An 18,465-nucleotide genomic window follows, 5' to 3' on the forward strand; every position below is an offset into this window, starting at 1 on the left:
CCGGCGCGGTGGGCCACACACGGCCCGCCGCGCCGCCGCGTTTGTTGGAGGTACACGTGCCCATAGCCCAGAACCCGCTGTCCGTCGAGGTGACGCTGGAGCGGGAGGAGGTCGCGCTGCTCAAGGTGGAGGGTTACCTGGACGTCGACACGGCGACCGAGTTCCAGCACCATCTGGCCAACCAACTCCACCACGGCCGACGGCACTTCCTGCTGGACCTGTCCAAGGTGCCGTTCATGGACTCGTCCGGCATGAACATCATCCTGCGGATCTACCAGGAGGTGCGCGAGCTGCCGGGCAGTGTGCACATCATCTCGCCGGCTCCTGCGGTGCTGCGCGTCCTGGATCTGACGGGGGTGAGCATCACGGTGCCGGTCTCGGAGAGTGTCGAGGAGGCCCTCGCCCGCGTCGACGCCGAGCCGGAGGGCCCGCGGGTACCCGACGCCTGAGCCTCCTCGGCCCCGCAGCTCATCCGGAGCGGTCGTGCGGAAGCAGGTGTCTTGCGAGGTCGGCAGGTGGTTACAGTTGTCGCCCGGCAGAGTCACGTCGTCGGCACGTCGCCCCATGTGGGGTGATGTGCGGCGCAACGCGGATGAGGAGTGGGACAGGTGCCGGATCAGGCGGAGGGAACAGCGGGATCGTCGACGAACGAGGTCAGGGACTTTCTGCGACGCCGACGTGAACAGATCGCCCAGCGGTGGGCGGACGACCCCTTGTTCCGGGCCGTGTTCACCGTTTCGCGCGACGAGGCGGTGGAGGCGGGCAAGACGGTCGTGGACGCGCTCGCCCAAGTCGCGGACGCGGCACGGGTGGAGGACCCGGACGCCGCGGGATTCACCACGGTGCGTGAGCAGTTGGCGCGGATGGGCGCGGCCCGTTCACGCGCCGGTCTGAGCACCGCGCAGGTGTCGAGCGAGCTGGCCGCGCTGCGCCCGCCGGTCGAGAACCTGCTCCTGGCCGACCTCCTGGACGCCTCGGCCGAGCACTCCCGGGCCTGTGTCACCACGCTGAGCGTGCTGCTGGGTACGCTGCGGGTCGTGGTCATGCAAACGGCGCTCAGCGAGGGACAGGCGCTCATCGACCGGCAGCGGCTGCAGTTGCTGGAAGTCGCCACTCCGGTCATCAAGCTGTGGGACGGCATCGTGGCCGTTCCGCTGATCGGCACCCTGGACAGCGCGCGCAGCCAGGTGGTGATGGAGACCCTGCTGGAATCCATCGTGGAGCAGCAGGCCCGCTACGCGATCCTGGACATCACCGGTGTCCCGACCGTCGACTCGCTGGTCGCCCAGCACCTGATGAAGACGGTCGCCGCGGCCCGGCTCATGGGTGCCGAGTGCATCGTCTCCGGCATCCGGCCGGCGATCGCCCAGACCATGGTCCACCTGGGGCTGGACCTGGGCACGGTGGTCACCCGGGCGAGCCTCGCCGACGCGCTGGGCTACGTACTGCACCAGCTCGGGGTCGGCATCGTCACTCCCGGCACGAACGGTCCGGTCGCGCGGTGAGCCAGGCGTTTCCCGGGCCCCACGGGGCTCCGGTGACAGGGCATGTACCGGTGCTCCGGCTCGGCGAGGTCCTGCTGGTCACCCTTCAGGGGGACCTGCACGACAGCACGGCGCAGCAGCTCCAGGAGGACCTCGCCGAGACCATCGTGCGCAGCGGTGCCACCGGCGTGATCATCGACATCTCCGGGGTGGAGATCGTCGACTCGTTCCTCGGCCGGATCCTGGCGGAGATCGCGGGGCAGACGGACCTGCTCGCCGCGCGGACCGTGGTGGTCGGCATGCGGCCGGCGGTCGCCATCACGCTGGTGGAGCTGGGCCTGACGCTGCCGGGCGTGCACACCGCGCTCAGCACCGAGGTGGCCATGGATCTCCTCACGCGGCAGGCCCCGTCGTCCCGCTTCGGCGGCCTGCGCCAGGAGAGGCCGTGATGCACACCGCCGCGGGCTCCCAGGCCCGCCTGCCGATCCGTTCGGACATGGATCTGGTGTGGGTGCGACAGCATGTGCGGCAGGCGGCCGCCCAGCTCGGCTTCGGCCTGGTGGACCAGACCAAGCTGGTCACCGCGGCCAGTGAGCTGGCCCGCAACACGCTCGTGTACGGCGGTGGCGGCACCATGGACACGGAGCCGCTCGTCGAGGGGACCACGCACGGGCTGCGGCTGACCTTCAGCGACGAGGGACCCGGTATCCCGGATCTGGAACAGGCGCTGAGCGACGGGTTCACGTCCGGCGACGGACTGGGCATGGGGCTGGGCGGCGCACGGCGTCTGGTGCACGAGTTCGCGATCGAGACCGCCCCGGAGTCGGGGACGACCGTGCGGGTGACGTCCTGGGTGGGCCGGCCGCCGCGCCCGCGTGAGGAGTCCTGATGCCCCGCGTGTGGGACGTCCCGGTGCACGACTCGACCCGGGTGCGCGACGCCAGGGTGGCCGCGGAGCACGCGGCGGCCCTGGCCGGTCTCGACGAGCAGCGCACCTCGACGGCGGCGCTGGTGGCGACCGAGCTGGCCACCAACCTGCTCAAGCACGCCGGGGGCGGCCGGGTCCTGGTCGACGTGGTCGCCCCTCCCGTCCTCGCGGCCGGCCGGGAGGGGGTGCTGCTCGTGCAGGTCGCCACCGTCGACCACGGGCCGGGGATCGCCGACGTGTCCGCCGCGCTGCGTGACGGTTTCACCACCACGCGCTCCCTGGGCGCCGGCCTCGGCACCTGTGCGCGCCTCGCCGACGACTTCGACCTGCACAGCGTCCCCGGCCGGGGCACGGTGGTGGTCGCCCGGGTCGGCCCCGTGCCCGACGCGTCCGCCGGCGACTCCGGTCCGGCGGCCCGGTTGCGGGCGGGCGCGGTGAACGTCCCGTTCGGCGGTGCGGAGTACTCGGGCGACGCCTGGGCCTGGGCCCGGGACGGGGACCTCGTCACGCTGATGCTGGCCGACGGTCTCGGCCACGGTCCGGAGGCGGCCCGTGCCTCGACGGCCGCCGTGGAGGCGCTGCGGACCTCCGCCCACCTGGCGCCGGCCGAGATGGTGCGGCGGCTCGACAGGGCGCTGGCCGGCACCCGCGGCGCGGCCGTCGCGGTGGCGCAGGTCGACACGCGGGCCGCGGTGCTCAGGTTCACCGGTGTCGGCAACATCGGGGCGCGGCTGTGCGAGGGCGGCACCTGGCGGCATCTTGTGTCGCGGCCCGGCATCGTCGGCACCCACCGGCCCTCCACCCTGCGCGAGGACAAGAGCGCCTGGGCGGACGACCGGGTGCTGGTCCTGCACAGCGACGGTCTGCCGAGCCGCTGGTCGCCGACGGCCGACACGTGCCGCACGGCGACCGACCCGGCGGTGACCGCCGCCGTCACGATCCGCGACGCCAGCAGCCCGGCCCGGCCCGTACGGGACGACACCGCGGTCGCCGTGCTGGCCCCGACCCCGCCGGACCCTTCATGACCCGTACCTGGCAGATCAACGACGTCACCGACGCGGCGCGGGCGCGCATCGCCACGGCGCGTCTGGCCGCGGCATGCGGTGTGCCGCCCCTGGAGCGCACGCGGCTGTCGGCCTCGCTCGGCGCGCAGTTGCGGCTGTGTCTGGCCAAGGGCGGCACCTGGCGGCTCACCCTGGAGACCGGCACGCTCTCCCGTGCCACGCCCGGGGCCGGACAGAGCGTGCTGCACGCCGTGGTGACGCCGTCGCGCGACGTCGCCGGGGCGGGTCAGCCGCCCTGGCGGGTCACGGTGCCGTGCCCCGAGGCGGCATCGGACGTCGACGCCGATGTCGCGGGAGACGACCCGCCGGGGCTGGCGGAGGCCCTGCTGGGCGCCGACGAGGACACGGCGCTGGTGCTGGAGAGGCTCACCGAGCAGGAGGGCCTGGTCGACTTCCACCGGGAGGAACTCCAGCAGACGAACCAGGGCGTCGTGGCGCTGCACGCCGAGCTGGACGCCGCCGGGCGGGCCCAGCGCGAGGCGTTCGCCGCCGAGCGCAAGGCGCGTACGGAGGCGGAGAACGCCCGGCGCAGGCTGACGTTCCTGGCGGACGCGAGCGCGGTGCTGACGGCCTCGCTCGACCATCACGAGATCGTGCGCAGGCTGCCGGAGCTGCTGGTGCCCGAGTACGCGGCGAGCGTCGACGTCTGGTTGTTCGATCAGGACGGCGACCGGCCGGGCCCCGCCCACGCCGCCGCCGCGGTGGTCGCCGCCCGCACCGGGCGGCCGCAGTACGCCGCCGCGCACCCGGGCGGACTGCCCGGTGTCGACGACCAGCCGCCCTCGGCGCTGGCCCCGGAGCGGCCCCTGCTGTGCATCCCGCTGCCGACGCGGCAGGCGCCCCTGGGTGTGGTGACCCTGTCCCCGCCCGGGGAGCGCTGGGACCCGGACGACGCCGTCATGCTGATCGAGCTGACCCGGCGGGCCAGCATCGCGATCGACCACGCCCAGCGCTACCAGCACAACCGGGACATCGCCGAGACACTCCAGCGGGCCCTGCTGACGGAGCTGCCCGCGCCGCCCGGTCTCGCGCTGGCCGCGCGCTATCTGCCCGCCACCCACGGGCTGAACATCGGCGGCGACTGGTACGACGCGTTCCGTCAGCCCGACGGCAGCGTCATCGCCGTGGTCGGGGACGTCACCGGGCACGGGCTGCGCGCGGCCGTGATGATGAGCCAGCTGCGCACCGCCCTGCGCGCGTACGCCGTCGACGGCGGCAGCCCCGGCCAGCTCCTGACCCGGCTGCACACCTTCCTGCACCACCTCCAGCCCGACCTGTTCGCCACCGCCGTCATCGCGCGCTTCCACCCCGACGACCCGGTCATGACGTGGGCGGCCGCCGGGCATCCGCCGCCGGTGCTGCGTACCCCGGACGGAGGGGTGCGGACCCTGGACGCCAAACCCGGTGCGATGCTGGGCATCCCGCTGCGGCAGCAGATCGCCGACCACACGGTGCGCCTGGCGCCGGGCTCCACGCTGGCGCTGTACACGGACGGCCTGGTGGAGCGCCGCGCCCGGGGCATAGACCCGGGCATCGCACGGCTGACCGAGGCGCTCGGATCGTTCGGCCCGGCGGAGCTGGAGAGGGACCTGGAGGGCTCCGCCGACGGCATCCTGCGTCCCATGCTCAGCGACTCCGAGCGGGACGACGACGTGTGCCTGCTCCTGTGCCACCTGCGCGGTTCGGGCTGACGCCCGGGCACCACTCCCCCACCGGAAAGTTCCACGCGGTTCACTCCCGCCCGGTGCGCTCCGGGCCCGGGCGGGGCATGGTGGTGATCGTGTGTGTCGCCTGCCTGCCGCGCCCGGCTGGCCGAACCGGCGTGGGCACGGTGGGATCGACGAGGTGCGAAGCAGCGATCCAGGGGCAGGCGAAGGGCGTTCGCGGCAGACCGCCTGGAGCCGCAGAAAGGGATGAACACCGTGACACGACCCAGGATCCTGGTGGTCGGCGCAGGCTTCGCCGGCGTGGAGTGCGTCCGTCGGCTGGAGCGGAAGCTCTCCCCCAACGAGGCCGACGTCACCCTGGTGACGCCGTTCTCCTATCAGCTCTACCTGCCGCTGCTGCCGCACGTCGCCTCCGGGGTGCTCACCCCGCAGTCGATCGCGCTCTCCCTGCGCCGCAGCAGCCGTTACCGGACCCGGATCATTCCGGGCGGCGCCATCGGCGTGGACCTCAAGGCGAAGGTCTGCGTGGTGCGCACCATCACCGACCGGATCGTCAACGAGCCGTACGACTACATCGTGCTGGCGCCCGGCAGCATCACCCGCACCTTCGACATTCCGGGGCTCACGGACAACGCCTTCGGCATGAAGACCCTGGCGGAGGCCGCGTACATCCGCGACCACGTCATCTCGCAGCTGGACCTGGCCGACGCCAGCCAGGACCCCGTGGAGCGCGCCTCCCGGCTGCAGTTCGTGGTGGTCGGCGGCGGTTACGCGGGCACCGAGACCGCGGCCTGTCTGCAACGGCTGACGCACGCGGCCGTCAAGCGCTACACCCGCCTCGATCCGGCTCTGATCAAGTGGCACCTGATCGACATCGCCCCGAAGCTGATGCCCGAGCTCGGCGACAAGCTCGGACGGGACGCCCAGGAGATCCTGACCCGGCGCGGCATCGAGATCTCCCTGGGTGTCTCCATCGCCAAGGCCGCTCCGGAGGAGGTCACCTTCACGGACGGCCGGGTGGTGCCGACCCGCACGCTGATCTGGACCGCGGGGGTGGTGGCGAGCCCGCTGATGGCCACGCTCGGCGCCGAGACGGTCAAGGGGCGGCTCGCGGTGACCGCCGAGATGTGCCTGCCGGACCACGACGGGGTGTTCGCGCTCGGCGACAGTGCGGCCGTGCCCGACCTCGCCCAGGGTCAGGAGGGCGCCGTCTGCCCGCCCACCGCCCAGCACGCCATGCGGCAGGGCCGGCACGTGGCCGAGAACCTCATCGCCACCCTGCGCAACCAGCCGATGCGGCCGTACGTCCACAAGGACCTGGGGCTCGTCGTCGACCTCGGCGGCGCCGACGCGGTCTCCAAGCCGCTCGGCGTCGAGCTGAAGGGCCTGCCCGCGCAGGCGGTGGCCCGCGGCTACCACTGGTCGGCGCTGCGCACGGGCGTGGCCAAGGCCCGGGTGGCGGCCAACTGGGCGCTCAACGCGGTCGCCGGGGACGATTTCGTGCGTACCGGCTTCCAGGCCCGCAAGCCGGCCAAGCTGAAGGACTTCGAGTACACCGACGCCTATCTGACTCCGGAGCAGGTGCGGCAGCGGGTCCAGGAAGGGGACCGGGCGGAGCTGTGACCCCACGGCCTGTGACCCCACGGCCGGTTCCGGCCGGGGGCATGACATGCTGAGAAGTGGATCTCGGCGTGAACCGGCCGGGCATCGGCTGTGAATCGGGAGAGTGTACGGCGGCGTGAAGGCAGCGGGGCGCTCGGTGCGGACACGGCTGCGGGACCGCGTCGCCGCGTCCGACCCCGGGCTGTTGCGGCTGACGGCGGGGCTGCGGACGGTGGGCGCGATCGCCCTGACGCTGAGCGTGCTCGCCGTGTTCGGCGTGGACGTCAAGCATCTGGTGGCGGGGGCCATCGCGGCGATGGTCGCCACGTTCGCCATCCGGGAGAAGGAACGGGGCCCGCAGGCCGTCACGCTGGCCCTGGGGCTGCCCGTCGCCCTGGCCTCGATGTCGCTCAGTACGCTGCTCGCCTCGCGGGTCGTCGTCGGGGACGCCGTCTTCGTGGTCCTGATCTTCTGCGCCGTCTTCGTCCGCCGGTTCGGTGACCGCGGCACGGCACTGGGACTGATCGGTTTCCAGGTCTACTTCGTGTCCCTGTTCGTCGGCGCCAAGGCGTCGGGACTGCCCGGCCTGTGGACCGCCGTCGCGGTGGCGTTCGCGTCCAGCGCGGTGGTGCGCTTCATGGTGGTGCCGGAGACGCCGACGCGCATTCTGGGCCGGCTGCGGCAGGCCTTCCGGGCCCGGCTGGCGCAGTTGATCGCGACCCAGATCGAGTTGCTGGACGCCGGGCCGGACGAGATCGACAAGACGCTGGAGCACCTGCGCGAGGGCACCGCGCGCCTGCACGAGACGGCCCTGATGATCCAGTCCCGGCTGGAGGAGGGCACGCCCGACGAGTCCACGGCGCGGCTGGTGCAGCGGCGCATCGCGGACGCCGAGATCGCCGCCGAGCGCCTCGGCCTGCTGCTGCTGACCGCGCGCAGCGCCGAGCGGGCCGACACCCTGACCCTGCATCTGCCGGGCGCGCCCGCCCCCTCGGTGGGCCGGTCACCGGCGCCCGGCGAGGCCACGGAGATCCTGCGCCGCGATCTCGGTGCGCTGCGCACCCTGGTGCTGCGGCCGCCGGCGGAGGCGCGCGGCACCGCGCTGTCCCATCTGCGCAACCGGCTGCTCGGCTACCGCGACGAGGAGAACCTGCCCGAGGCGACTCCCGCGGTCCAGGACGTGTTCCGCGGCATCGGTGAGACGGCGCGCGCGGTCATGGGTCTGAGGATCGCCCTGGACGGGCCGCAGGACGAGTCGGACGACACGCCCGCGACGGCCCGTTCCCGGGAGGAGCTGGACGCCGAGGACGCGGCCATCGACGCGGGTGAGGAGGCGGCGCCGGAGGAGGAGCCGACCGGGCTGCGGCGGCCCACCACGCGCGCCGCCGTGCAGGTGGCGGTGGGGTCCTCGCTGGCCATCGTCGGCGGGGAGTTCCTGTCCTCGCAGCGCTGGTACTGGGCGGTGCTCACCTGCTGGATCGTCTTCATCAACACCGCTTCCACCGGCGAGATCCTGGTCAAGGGCTACCGTCGCCTGCTCGGCACCATGCTGGGGGTGGTGGCGGGCATCGTGCTGGCCGCTCTGGTGGGGAACCACACCTGGACCGCGTTCGGTCTCGTGCTGGTGCTCATCTTCGCGATGTTCTACACGGCACCGCTGTCCTACACGTTGATGTCGTTCTTCGTCACCGCGATGCTCGGGCTGCTGTACACGCTGCTGCACACCTACAGCCTGTCGGTGCTGCTGCTGCGGGTGGAGGAGACGGCGCTCGGCGCGGCCTGCGGGATCGTGGCGGCGGCGCTGGTGCTGCCGATACGCACCGACCGGCGTACGAACGAGCTGCTGGGTACGGTCCTGGAGCGGCTCACGGACGTCACGGAGGCCGCCGTCGACCAGCTCAGCGGCGGGTCGACGGCCGACCTGCTGGACACCGCGCGGGAACTGGACCAGGCGCTGGGCGATCTGCGGGGGGCCACCCAGCCGCTGACGCATCCGATCACGCCGCTGCGGGCCCGGCGGGACACGGCCCAGTACGTGGTGGCCCTGCTGGAGACCTGTGCGTATCACGCGCGGTCCCTGGCCGCGACGGCCGAGCTGCTGCCGACCCACCCCTCGATCGCCGCCGACCCACGGCTGCGCGGGGCGGTGCGGCGCACGGTGCGCAACATCGAGGCGATCGCCGCCCATGTCGCCGACGAGGGCGCCGGGACCGAGGTGGAGACCGGGCCGAGCATCGCCTCGCTGCTGGGACCGGACGCCGCCGGGGTGCCGCGCTACGGCCGCATCACCGGCCGGGTGCTGCGGCACCTGGAGCGGCTGGACGAGGCGGTGGTCGGCCTCGCCCGGCCGCTGGGCGTGCCCGTCAAGGCGCCGCAGCGGTGACGGTGTCGCCGGGGCGGTGACGGTCAGAAGTCGCTGGGCAGACCGCTCGCCTCGGCTATCCCGCGCAGTTCCTCGTTCTGCTGGTGGCGTTCCTTGAGGTAGTCGGCTATCTCGCCGAGGCGTTCGGGGTCGGAGGCGGTGGCCGCGTCGGTGACGACCCGGACCGGGCCGGTCTCGTCGGTGCTGATCTCGACGACCTCGTTGTCGAGGCGGCCGGTGACCGCGGTGGCGATGACCAGAGCGGCCTCGTCCCTGATCTCCTGGGGCAGCGCCTCGGCGTTGTCCCCGTCCAGGGAGAAGTCGATGGTCGGCATCTGGTGCTCGTCGATCGCCTGGAGGACCGGCTCCACCACGCTGAGCAACAGCTGGTAGTCGTCGGTCGGCATGCGCACGCGCAGCAGGTCGAGGTAGACGTCCACGGGACGTCCGTCCGGCGGAGGAATCTCGTGTTCGTTCATTCGCCCCGTGTTCCCCGTGCGACGCGGCTCAGACGCGACGCCACCGGGCGAGGGCGAAGGAGAAGACGCCGAAAAGCACCAGGCCCGCGGCGACACACACCAGCAGCCAGGGGCCGAGGGGGGTGTCGGCGAAGGAGCGCAGGGTATCGTCCAGTCCCTTGGCCCGTTCGGGTTCGTAGTCGACGGCGGCCCGTACGGCGAAGGCGCCGACCACGGCGAACAGGATGCCGCGGGCCACCCCGCCGCCGACACCGGTGACGTCGACGAGCCGCCGGGCCCGTGGGCTCAGCGCGCCGAGTTTCATCTTCTTGCGGTAGCTGCGGCGCAGCGCCTGTACGCCGATCACCACTCCGGCGACGACGATCGCGGCGCCGGCGACGCCCACGAGCCACCGGCCGGCCGGCACCTCCATCACCCTGGCCGTGACGTCCCGGGACTGCTGGTCACTGGACCCGCTGCCACTGCCGCCGGAGCCGGCCGCGAAGGCCAGTACGGAGTAGGCGACGAACGCGTAGAACACGCAGCGGGCGGCGGCCGGCAGACGCTTCTTCGCCGTGCGGCCGTCCTTTCCCGTGGCCCCGAAGAGCGCCTCGGACAGCCGCCACAGGGCCATGCCGACGAGCCCGGCGCCGAGCGCCCACAGCAGCACGGCTCCGAACGGCTTGTCCGCCAGCTCGGCCAGCGCTCCGCCCCGGTCCGCCTGCCGGTTTCCGGTGCCGAAGGCGATCTGCAGGGCCAGGATGCCGACCAGCAGGTAGATGACGCCACGGGCCGTGAGTCCGGCCCGGGCGGCCCCCTCGGCCGCCGTCCCGTTCGCGGCCCGCCGGGCGCCGGAACGGCCGTTGCGTGCCAGGACACGTGCGTTCATGTGGCCCTCCCCTCCCGGAGTCCGGATGCCCCGGCATCCCGCGCGCACACCCGGGCGTTCGTGGACGTACGAGGACCCGTACACCGCCTGGCGGCGTACGGGCCCTCGTGTCGTCGCGCCCCTGTTCGTGCCTCGCGTCAGTCCGTCACCCCGTCACCCCGGCGTGGCGCCACCGGGTACGGGCGCCGACGCGTCCGTGAGGTGGCGCCGGGCGGTCTCCAGGGCCCGGCGCACGTCCCGTGTGCCGGTGGACACGCACAGCGTGTACGCCAGGTCCCTGGTCCGCGGGCCCGGCTCGCCCGTCGCGTCGGCGGGTTCGTCGCGCGCGGCGGCCTCGTACGCGTCCACGAGCCCGCGCAGCACCGCCGGGTCGGGCATCAGCAGCCGTCCCGTCCCTGCGGCCGCCGGACCCCGGTCCGTCCGGGTCATCAGGTCCGCACCGGGCGGCCCGGGCGGGCGGCCCGTTGTCCCATCGCCTCGTCGCGCACGCGGGCGCAGCTGCGGCTGATGAGCCGCGAGACGTGCATCTGCGAGATGCCCAGGTGGTCGGCTATGCGGCTCTGCGTCATGTCCTCGAAGAAGCGCATGTAGAGGATGGCGCGCTCACGTTCGGGCAGCCTGCGCAGGCCCTCCTTGGCGGACTCGCGGTCGATCACGGTGTCGTAGGAGGCGTCCGCCGCGCCGAGGGTGTCCGCGAGGCTGTAGCCGTCGTCGCCGGCCGACAGCTCAGCGTCCAGCGACAGGGTGCTGAAGCTCTCCAGTGCCTCCATGCCGGCGCCGACCTCGTCCTCGGTCAGTCCGGTGTGGGCGGCGAGGGCGGCCACCGAGGGTTCGGGGCTGCCGGGGCTCTGGGCGAGTTCGCGCCGCGCGACGCGCACCTTGTTGCGCAGTTCCTGGACCCGGCGGGGCACCCTGAGGGCCCACATCCGGTCGCGGAAGTGACGCTTGACCTCGCCGGTGATGGTGGGGACCGCGTAGCTCTCGAAGGCTCCGCGCTCCGGGTCGAAGCGGTCGATGGCCTTGACCAGGCCGAGCGCGGCGACCTGACGGAGGTCCTCGATGGATTCCCCGCGGTCCCGGAAGCGTCCGGCGATCCGGTGGGCCATGGGCAGCCAGGCCGTGACGAGTTCATCGCGGACGGCATCGCGTTCGGGCCCGTCCGCCAGCCCCGCCAGGCGTCCGAAGAGGGCCATGGTGTCGGGGGCGTCGTCGTGACGGCGGCGGACGGGAGCGGCGGAAGCGTTGGAGGACTCGGGGGACTGGTGGCTGCCGGGACAGATGGTGGGCGTTTCAATGAGCATGCGGACTCGCTCCTGAACGGTGGTCTCAGGGGACTTTCCGCGGGAACGGCGCTGTCCGGGGCGACCCCGGAAGAGCCGGAGCACCGAAGCAGCCGTACCGCTCCCGCTGCTGCGCCTCCGGTCCGAAGCACGAATCTGCGACTGCCCCCACCCCGGTGGAACAAACTCCGCTTTTCGAAAAGTACTCAGAACAGCGGAACGACCACGGTGATGCACTTGCCTCCCGAGGGAAGGTCTGCCACGCGTACGTCGCGTGCCAGCCGGCAGACGATCGGCCAGCCCCGGCCGCCCGGGTGCCGGTGGCCCCGGTCGTCGACGGGCGGCACGGCCACCGGGAGGTCGTGGCTGCGGTCGCACACCGACAGGCGCACACCGGGTCCCACGACGTCGACCTGGAAGTCGGTGATGCCGCCGCCGTGCAGGATCGCGTTGGTGGTCAGCTCCGAGGCGACGAGCACGGCGTCCGACAGGGCGCCGACGTCGCAGGACGGGTGGTCGCCGGTGCCGCGGCATTCGGTGACGACGCGTTCGACCGCCCTGCGGGCGTCGGCGGGCCTGCACGGCATGTACCGGCGCCGCCGGTCGGTGCCGAGCTGTTCGACGGCGGGTTCGGTCGTGTCCCTGTCACACATCCGTCTGCTCCCTGGTCGGTGGGCCGAGCCGATCCGGCCGGGTGTGCGCCGTACCGCCTCGTCCCTGTCGGCTGACCTCTGGCGGTACCGGCAAACCTCCCCTCCTCCTTACGGCCCAAGGGCCATCCGGGCGCGTTGCGGGGGTACCCGCAGTGCATGACGGATGTTGTGGACTCGGACGAACTGCTGCGCCGCATGCACCGCGCGAGGGTCTGCGCGCTGGAGGAGAGCCGGAGCTGGCGGGAGCGCAGCGAGGAGCTGCGGCCGACCGACCCGGAGGGCTCGCGGGAGGCCGCCGTACGGACGGTGGCGTACGAGGCCGTCCTGCGGGTGCTCGACGAGGTGCTGACCCCGGGCCGGAACTCGGGGTGAGGGGCCGGGGGCGGATTGACGGGTCGCCGGACGGGAAACCGGGTCGGCATGACAGCCGACCACAGCCGAGCACCGGTCCTGGAAGCCCTCGTCGAGTACCGCCGCGCGGGACGGCTGTCGTTCACCCCGCCGGGGCACAAGCAGGCGCGTGGCGCGGACCCGGCGGTGCGCGAGGTACTGGGTGACGCGGTCTTCCACGGTGACGTGCTGGCGACGGCCGGACTCGACGACCGGCTCACCCGGGGACGGGTGCTGCAACGCGCCCAGGAGCTGATGGCGGACGCCGTCCACGCCGATCACACGTTCTTCTCCACGTGCGGCAGTTCCCTGTCGGTGAAGGCGGCGATGCTGGCGGTCGCGGGGCCGCACGAGAAGCTGCTGATCGGCCGGGACGCCCACAAGTCCGTGGTCTCGGGGCTGATTCTGTCCGGGATCGAGCCGGTCTGGGTGGAGCCCCGCTGGGACGCCGAGCGGCATCTGGCCCATCCGCCGTCCGCCGAGGCGTTCGAGGAGGCGTTCGCCGCCCATCCCGACGCCAAGGGCGCCCTGATCACCAGCCCGACGCCGTACGGGGCGAGCGCCGACCTCGGGGCCGTCGCCGAGGTCTGCCACCGGCGTGGGGCGCCGCTGATCGTCGACGAGGCGTGGGGGGCGCATCTGCCCTTCCACCCCGACCTGCCGTCCTGGGCGATGGACGCGGGCGCCGACATCTGCGTGACCAGCATCCACAAGATGGGCAGCGGTCTGGAGCAGGGCTCGGTGTTCCATCTGCGCGGTGACCTGGTGCCGCCGAAGCTCCTCGGCATGCGGGCCGACCTGCTGGGCACCACCAGCCCCTCGGTACTGATCCTCGCCGGTCTCGACGGCTGGCGCCGCCAGATGGCGCTGGGCGGTCACGAGCTGATGGGCGGCGCCCTGGAGCTGGCGGCGGTCGTCCGCGCGGCCGTCGAGGAGATCGACGGCATGCACGTCAACGACCGCGCCGACTTCTGCGGCCCCGGGGCGGCCCACGGCTTCGATCCGCTGCCCGTCGTCATCGACCTCGACGGGCTCGGCGTCTCGGGCTTTCGGGCGGCGGACTGGCTGCGCGAGCACCGCGGCGTGGTCGCGCACATCACCGACCACCGCCGCATCGGCGCGCAGATCACCCACGGCGACGACCGGGAGACCGCCGACGAACTGCTGGCCGCCCTCAAGGACCTCGCGCGCGCCGCGCCCGGCCTGGACGCCGCAGTGCGCGTCGAGGTGCCGTCGCCGGCGGAGCTGCGGATGCCGCAGGTGAGCCTGCCCCGGGACGCGTTCTTCGGTCCCACCGAGGACGTGCCTCTCGGCGGGGCCGCGGGCCGGATCGCGGCGGAGATGATCACGCCGTATCCGCCCGGTATCCCGGCCGTCCTGCCGGGTGAGCGACTGGCCGAGCCCGTCCTGCGCTATCTCCGCAGCGGCCTGGACGCCGGGATGTACCTCCCCGATCCGAGCGATCCGGCCCTGGAGACCATCAGGGTCGTCGCGGAGGGCGGCGCGTGAGAAGGGGTGAATGCGGAGTGAAAGGTGAGTGAAACGGGTCACGTGTCCCGGTTCCGGCTTCGCGAAACCCCAAGAGATAGTTTAGCGTTCATCCATACGTGGCGACGGAGTCGACCGGAATGTCCTCCGCGGTCACCGCTTACGGCCCTGGCCGGCCTCCCCCGTCCGGCCAGGGCTTTTTCATGCCCGGAGGCCGACGTCCCCGGTTCCGGCACCGAATCCGTACGGGATCCGCCGTCCGCCGAGGTGCTCAGGGCGCCGACAGCGACTGAAATGGGGCATAGGGAAAGCCCCGGATCCGAATCGCCGGCGAGGAGCCCCGTGCCATGACCAAAGCGATCAAACTCCTGACCGCCCTCCCCCTCCCCCAGCGCGAGCGACTGATGGCACTCGCCCGGGAGGTCTCCTTCCCGGAGGACGCCCGGATCTTCGAGGCCGGGGGCAGGGCCGACCGCTTCTGGGTCATCCACTCCGGCGCGGTCTCCCTGACCCAGCAGGTGACGCCCGTGCAGCAGGTCACGGTCGCCGGCCTCGGCGTGGGCGACCTGCTCGGCTGGTCCTGGCTGTTCCCGCCCTACGAGTGGGACTTCGGCGCCGAGGCCTTCAGCCCGGTGCGCGCCTACGAGTTCGACGCGTCCTCGGTGCTCGAACTGTGCGAGGAGGACCCGCAGCTGGGCATCGTCCTGGTGCGCTCCGTCGCCGAGATCCTCGCGCACCGGCTGGAGACCACCAGGGGCCGGCTCATGGAGCACTACGCGCTGCACGGACGCGGCTCCCTGTGAGGCCCCGTCAGACGCGGTAGCGCCGCAGCGCGGGCATCGCGGCCGCCAGGACCAGCATCACCGCGACGACGAGCAGCCCTCCCCCGGCCACCGACTCCCGCGCGCCGAAGGCGGAGCCCGCCCCGCCGTGCAGGACGTCGGCCAGCCGCGGGCCGCCCGCGACGACGACGGTGAACACGCCCTGCATGCGCCCGCGCATCTCGTCGGTGGCCGCGGACAGCAGGATCGCCCCGCGGAACACCATGGAGACCATGTCCGCGACGCCCGCCACCGCCAGGAACGCCACCGCGAGCCACAGGCTCCCGCTCAGTCCGAAGCCGGTGATCGCGGCGCCCCAGACGACCACCGCGCCGATCACCATCCAGCCGTGCCGGCGCGCCCGCGAGAAGGTGCCCGAGAACAACCCTCCGGCCACCGCGCCGATGGGGATCGCCGCGAACAGCAGGCCGAGGGCGAGACCCTCGCCGTAGGGGGCGTACGTCTCGGCGGCGAGTTGCGGGAACAGGGCGCGGGGCATGCCGAAGACCATGGCGACGATGTCGGCCAGGAAGGACAGCAGCAGCACCTTGTGCCCGGCGATGTAGCGGAAGCCGGCCACAACCTCGCGCACCCCCGCGCGCCGGACCGCCGTGCCCGCCAGCGGCACAAGGGCGGGGAGCCGGTAGACCGCCCACACGGTGACGCACAGGGCCAGGGCGTCGATCAGGTACAGCTCGGGCAGCCCGATCACCGGGATGAGCACACCGGCGAGCAGCGGGCCGACCACCTGCCCGGTCTGCATCACGGTCGAGCCGAGCGCGTTGGCGGCGGGCAGCTCGTCCTCGGGCACCAGGCGGGCGATGGAGGCGTTGCGGGCCGGGGCGTTCAGGCCCCAGAACGCCTGTTGCAGGGCGAGCAGCAGCATCAGGGCGGCCACCGACTCCATGCCGGTGACCGCCTGTATCCAGAACAGCAGCGAGGTCACGGCGATGCCGGTGTTGGTGATGAGCAGCAGCTTGCGGCGGTCCATGGTGTCGGCCACCGCGCCGCCCCACAGCGCGAACACGATCAGCGGCAGCAGCCCGGCGAGGCTCGCGGCGCCGACCCAGGCCGAGGAGCCGGTGATGTCGTAGACCTGCTTGGGCACCGCGACCGCGGTGAGCTGGCTGCCGACGGCCGTGACGATGGTCGAGGACCACAGCCTGCGGTAGGCGGGGCGGCGCAGGGGACGGGTGTCCATGGCCCAGCGGCGCCACCCCCGCTGCCGGGCGCCGTCCGGGTCCGGGGCCTTCGCCCCGGGTTCGGTGCCGCTCTCGCCGCTGCTCTCGCTCGTGTCCACGCGCTTCCTACATGCTCGGTACATCTTTCGGTTGCGGGGATCACTATCGCAGCCGCGTTCGACGGTCCGGCAGCCGCGTGGCCGGGCGGGGCGGCCGCGGTCAGGCCCCGGCGACGAGCGTGACGCCGAGGACGATCATGGTGGCGGCCACCAGGCCGTCCAGGACGCGCCAGGCCGCGGGCCTGGCCAGGAAGCGGCCGAGGTAGCGGGCGCCGAAGCCGAGAGCGGCGAACCACACCAGGCTGGCGACCGCGGCACCCAGGCCGAAGGTCCAGCGCAGCGGTCCCCGGTCGGCGGCGACGGAGCCCAGCAGGAACACGGTGTCGAGGTAGACGTGCGGGTTGAGCCAGGTCAGCGCCAGGCAGGTGAGGACGGCCCGGCGGCGCGAGCCCGCGGCGTCCCCGTCGGCCCGCAGCGCCCCGGACGGACGGAACACGCGCCGGGCGGCCAGGGCCCCGTAGCAGAGCAGGAAGGCACCGCCGATCCAGCCGACGGCGGTCAACGCGCCCGGCCAGGCCACCACCACGGCGCCGACCCCGCCGACACCCAGGGCGATGAGCAGGGCGTCGGACAGCGCGCAGATGCCGACCACGGCGAGGACCGCGTCGCGGCGGACGCCCTGGCGCAGGACGAAGGCGTTCTGGGCGCCGATGGCGACGATGAGCGAGAGGCCGGTGCCGAATCCGGCGGCCGCTGCCGTGAGGGCGTTGGTCATGCCCTTGACGCTAAGCGAGCGATCACCGGGCGTACAGCTAAGGATTCTTACGTAACATTAGCCGTTGTGATGACGAGAGCGATGTTCGCCGATCTGCCCCTGGACCAGGTGCGCACGCTGCTGGCCGTGGTGGACGAGGGCACGTTCGACGCGGCCGCCGCCGCCCTGCACGTGACGCCGTCGGCGGTCAGCCAGCGGGTGAAGGCGCTGGAGCAGCGCACCGGCCGGGTGCTGCTGCTGCGCACCAAGCCGGTGCGGGCGACCGATTCCGGTGCGGTGCTGGTGCGGCTGGCCCGCCAGGTGGCGCGGCTGGAGCGGGACGCCTCCGCCGAGCTGGGGCTGCGGGAGGAGGGCGAGCCGACCCGGGTGTCGGTGGCGGTGAACGCGGACTCGCTGGCGACCTGGTTCCTGCCCGCCCTCACGCGCCTGCCCCGGGAGCCCGCGCTCTGCTTCGAGCTGCGCCGCGAGGACGAGAGCCACACGGCGGCGCTGCTGCGAGAGGGCGTGGTGATGGCGGCGGTCACGTCGTCGCCGGAACCGGTGCCGGGCTGCACGGTCCGGGCGCTGGGCCGGATGCGGTATCTCCCCTGCGCCGCCCCCGACTTCGCCGCACGGCACCTGGAGGGGCCGCCGCGCGAGGTCGTCGCAGAGGCTCCCGTGGTGGTCTTCGACCGGCGGGACGACTTCCAGGACGCCTTCGCGCGGCGGCTCGGTCACGACGGCGCGAGCGCGGCGCGGCACTACGTGCCCACCTCCGAGGGCTTCGTCGAGGCCGTCGCCGCCGGCCTGGGCTGGGGCATGGTGCCGCAGCAGCAGGCGGATCCCCTGCTGCGCACCGGCCGGCTGCTGGGCTTCGCCCCGGACCTGGCGGTGGACGTCCCGCTGTACTGGCAGCAGTGGAAGCTCGACTCCCCGGCGCTGGTCACGGTGGCGGACGCGGTGACGGCGGCGGCCGCGAAGGCGCTGCGGTGGTAGGCCTCTTCGCCACCGCACGGGCGACGCGCCGGTTTCGCCCCGCTGTCGACTGGTCACCCGCAAGGGATCAGGCCGTGCACGAGGGCGCGAACGATACCGATCGCAGGTGACTTTGATGGACAACTGGCGAGAGCACGCCGCATGCCGGACCGAGGACCCCGACCTGTTCTTCCCGATCGGCACCACCGGTCCGGCGGCCTTGCAGACCGAGCAGGCGAAGACGGTCTGCCGGCGCTGCCCGGTCCAGGAGCAGTGTCTGCGCTGGGCGCTCGACACCGGGCAGACCCTCGGCGTCTGGGGCGGGACCAGCGAGCCGGAACGCCGTGCGCTCAAGCGGCGCGAGGCCGTGCGCCGAAGGTCCGGCTGATCCCGCCCGTCTCCACCACGGG

The 18,465-nt window shown here is 73.1% G+C and carries 20 protein-coding genes; 13 read left to right on the top strand and 7 right to left on the bottom strand.

Annotated elements, in window-relative coordinates; genetic code table 11:
• Positions 1-56: 56 nt before the first annotated feature.
• The 8 genes from ACGH7X_RS03375 (at position 57) to ACGH7X_RS03410 (ending at position 9,128) form a co-directional block, all read left to right on the top strand.
• The gene (locus tag ACGH7X_RS03375; protein WP_399881425.1) at positions 57-449 is read left to right on the top strand and encodes an STAS domain-containing protein; all 393 of its coding nucleotides are present in this window, start codon (positions 57-59) and stop codon (positions 447-449) included.
• Positions 450-608: 159 nt separating this feature from the next.
• Positions 609-1,505 carry an STAS domain-containing protein gene (locus ACGH7X_RS03380; RefSeq protein WP_399881427.1) on the top strand — a complete coding sequence of 299 codons (897 nt, stop codon included), beginning with the start codon at positions 609-611 and terminating at the stop codon, positions 1,503-1,505.
• A complete protein-coding gene (locus ACGH7X_RS03385) occupies positions 1,502-1,933 on the top strand; it encodes an STAS domain-containing protein (protein WP_399881429.1) in 432 nt (143 codons plus the stop codon). Before ACGH7X_RS03380 ends, ACGH7X_RS03385 begins: the two co-directional genes overlap by 4 nt.
• The gene (locus ACGH7X_RS03390; RefSeq protein WP_399896756.1) at positions 1,933-2,373 is read left to right on the top strand and encodes an anti-sigma regulatory factor; all 441 of its coding nucleotides are present in this window, start codon (positions 1,933-1,935) and stop codon (positions 2,371-2,373) included. Before ACGH7X_RS03385 ends, ACGH7X_RS03390 begins: the two co-directional genes overlap by 1 nt.
• A complete protein-coding gene (locus ACGH7X_RS03395; RefSeq protein WP_399881431.1) occupies positions 2,373-3,437 on the top strand; it encodes an ATP-binding SpoIIE family protein phosphatase in 1,065 nt (354 codons plus the stop codon). The genes ACGH7X_RS03390 and ACGH7X_RS03395 overlap by 1 nt, the downstream gene beginning before the upstream one ends.
• The gene (locus ACGH7X_RS03400) at positions 3,434-5,167 is read left to right on the top strand and encodes a PP2C family protein-serine/threonine phosphatase (RefSeq protein WP_399881433.1); all 1,734 of its coding nucleotides are present in this window, start codon (positions 3,434-3,436) and stop codon (positions 5,165-5,167) included. The genes ACGH7X_RS03395 and ACGH7X_RS03400 overlap by 4 nt, the downstream gene beginning before the upstream one ends.
• Before the next feature lie 222 nt (positions 5,168-5,389).
• Positions 5,390-6,766, top strand: coding sequence for an NAD(P)/FAD-dependent oxidoreductase (locus ACGH7X_RS03405; protein WP_399881435.1), 1,377 nt, complete (start codon positions 5,390-5,392; stop codon positions 6,764-6,766).
• A 115-nt stretch (positions 6,767-6,881) separates the two neighbouring features.
• The gene (locus ACGH7X_RS03410) at positions 6,882-9,128 is read left to right on the top strand and encodes an FUSC family protein (protein WP_399881437.1); all 2,247 of its coding nucleotides are present in this window, start codon (positions 6,882-6,884) and stop codon (positions 9,126-9,128) included.
• A gap of 23 nt (positions 9,129-9,151) precedes the next feature.
• Here the strand turns inward: ACGH7X_RS03410 and ACGH7X_RS03415 are convergent, their stop codons facing one another.
• From ACGH7X_RS03415 to ACGH7X_RS03435, 5 genes are all read right to left on the bottom strand, one after another.
• Complete coding sequence (locus ACGH7X_RS03415) at positions 9,152-9,586, bottom strand: hypothetical protein (protein ID WP_399881439.1); 435 nt, start codon at positions 9,584-9,586, stop codon at positions 9,152-9,154.
• Positions 9,587-9,614: 28 nt separating this feature from the next.
• Positions 9,615-10,454, bottom strand: a complete 840-nt coding sequence (locus tag ACGH7X_RS03420; RefSeq protein WP_399881441.1) for a DUF1206 domain-containing protein — start codon at positions 10,452-10,454, stop codon at positions 9,615-9,617.
• 153 nt (positions 10,455-10,607) lie between these two features.
• Positions 10,608-10,838: a DUF5133 domain-containing protein gene (locus ACGH7X_RS03425; RefSeq protein WP_399896759.1), complete on the bottom strand. Its 231-nt coding sequence runs from the start codon at positions 10,836-10,838 to the stop codon at positions 10,608-10,610.
• Positions 10,839-10,882: 44 nt separating this feature from the next.
• Positions 10,883-11,755, bottom strand: coding sequence for a SigB/SigF/SigG family RNA polymerase sigma factor (locus ACGH7X_RS03430; protein ID WP_399881443.1), 873 nt, complete (start codon positions 11,753-11,755; stop codon positions 10,883-10,885).
• Positions 11,756-11,940: 185 nt separating this feature from the next.
• Positions 11,941-12,387: an ATP-binding protein gene (locus tag ACGH7X_RS03435; RefSeq protein ID WP_399881445.1), complete on the bottom strand. Its 447-nt coding sequence runs from the start codon at positions 12,385-12,387 to the stop codon at positions 11,941-11,943.
• Between the two features lie 156 nt (positions 12,388-12,543).
• On the opposite strand from ACGH7X_RS03435, the gene ACGH7X_RS03440 reads away from it, so the two are divergent.
• From ACGH7X_RS03440 to ACGH7X_RS03450, 3 genes are all read left to right on the top strand, one after another.
• The gene (locus ACGH7X_RS03440) at positions 12,544-12,759 is read left to right on the top strand and encodes a hypothetical protein (protein ID WP_399881447.1); all 216 of its coding nucleotides are present in this window, start codon (positions 12,544-12,546) and stop codon (positions 12,757-12,759) included.
• 48 nt (positions 12,760-12,807) lie between these two features.
• Complete coding sequence (locus ACGH7X_RS03445; protein ID WP_399881449.1) at positions 12,808-14,286, top strand: aminotransferase class I/II-fold pyridoxal phosphate-dependent enzyme; 1,479 nt, start codon at positions 12,808-12,810, stop codon at positions 14,284-14,286.
• 326 nt (positions 14,287-14,612) lie between these two features.
• The gene (locus tag ACGH7X_RS03450; protein ID WP_399881451.1) at positions 14,613-15,068 is read left to right on the top strand and encodes a Crp/Fnr family transcriptional regulator; all 456 of its coding nucleotides are present in this window, start codon (positions 14,613-14,615) and stop codon (positions 15,066-15,068) included.
• Positions 15,069-15,075: 7 nt separating this feature from the next.
• On the opposite strand, the gene ACGH7X_RS03455 is transcribed toward ACGH7X_RS03450, so the two are convergent.
• Both ACGH7X_RS03455 and ACGH7X_RS03460 read right to left on the bottom strand, forming a co-directional pair.
• Entirely contained in the window at positions 15,076-16,386 is a 1,311-nt protein-coding gene (locus ACGH7X_RS03455) for an MFS transporter (RefSeq protein WP_399881453.1), read from the bottom strand.
• A gap of 100 nt (positions 16,387-16,486) precedes the next feature.
• A complete protein-coding gene (locus ACGH7X_RS03460) occupies positions 16,487-17,101 on the bottom strand; it encodes a LysE/ArgO family amino acid transporter (RefSeq protein ID WP_399881455.1) in 615 nt (204 codons plus the stop codon).
• 81 nt (positions 17,102-17,182) lie between these two features.
• Between ACGH7X_RS03460 and ACGH7X_RS03465 the strand changes: the two genes are divergently transcribed.
• On the top strand, positions 17,183-18,076 hold the full coding sequence (locus ACGH7X_RS03465; RefSeq protein WP_399896762.1) for a LysR family transcriptional regulator ArgP: 894 nt from the start codon (positions 17,183-17,185) through the stop codon (positions 18,074-18,076).
• A gap of 115 nt (positions 18,077-18,191) precedes the next feature.
• On the top strand, positions 18,192-18,443 hold the full coding sequence (locus tag ACGH7X_RS03470; RefSeq protein ID WP_399881457.1) for a WhiB family transcriptional regulator: 252 nt from the start codon (positions 18,192-18,194) through the stop codon (positions 18,441-18,443).
• The last annotated feature ends 22 nt before the right edge of the window (positions 18,444-18,465 follow it).

Origin of the sequence: Streptomyces sp. BBFR51, from assembly GCF_044591655.1 — a bacterium.
Taxonomy (GTDB): Bacteria; Actinomycetota; Actinomycetes; order Streptomycetales; family Streptomycetaceae; genus Streptomyces.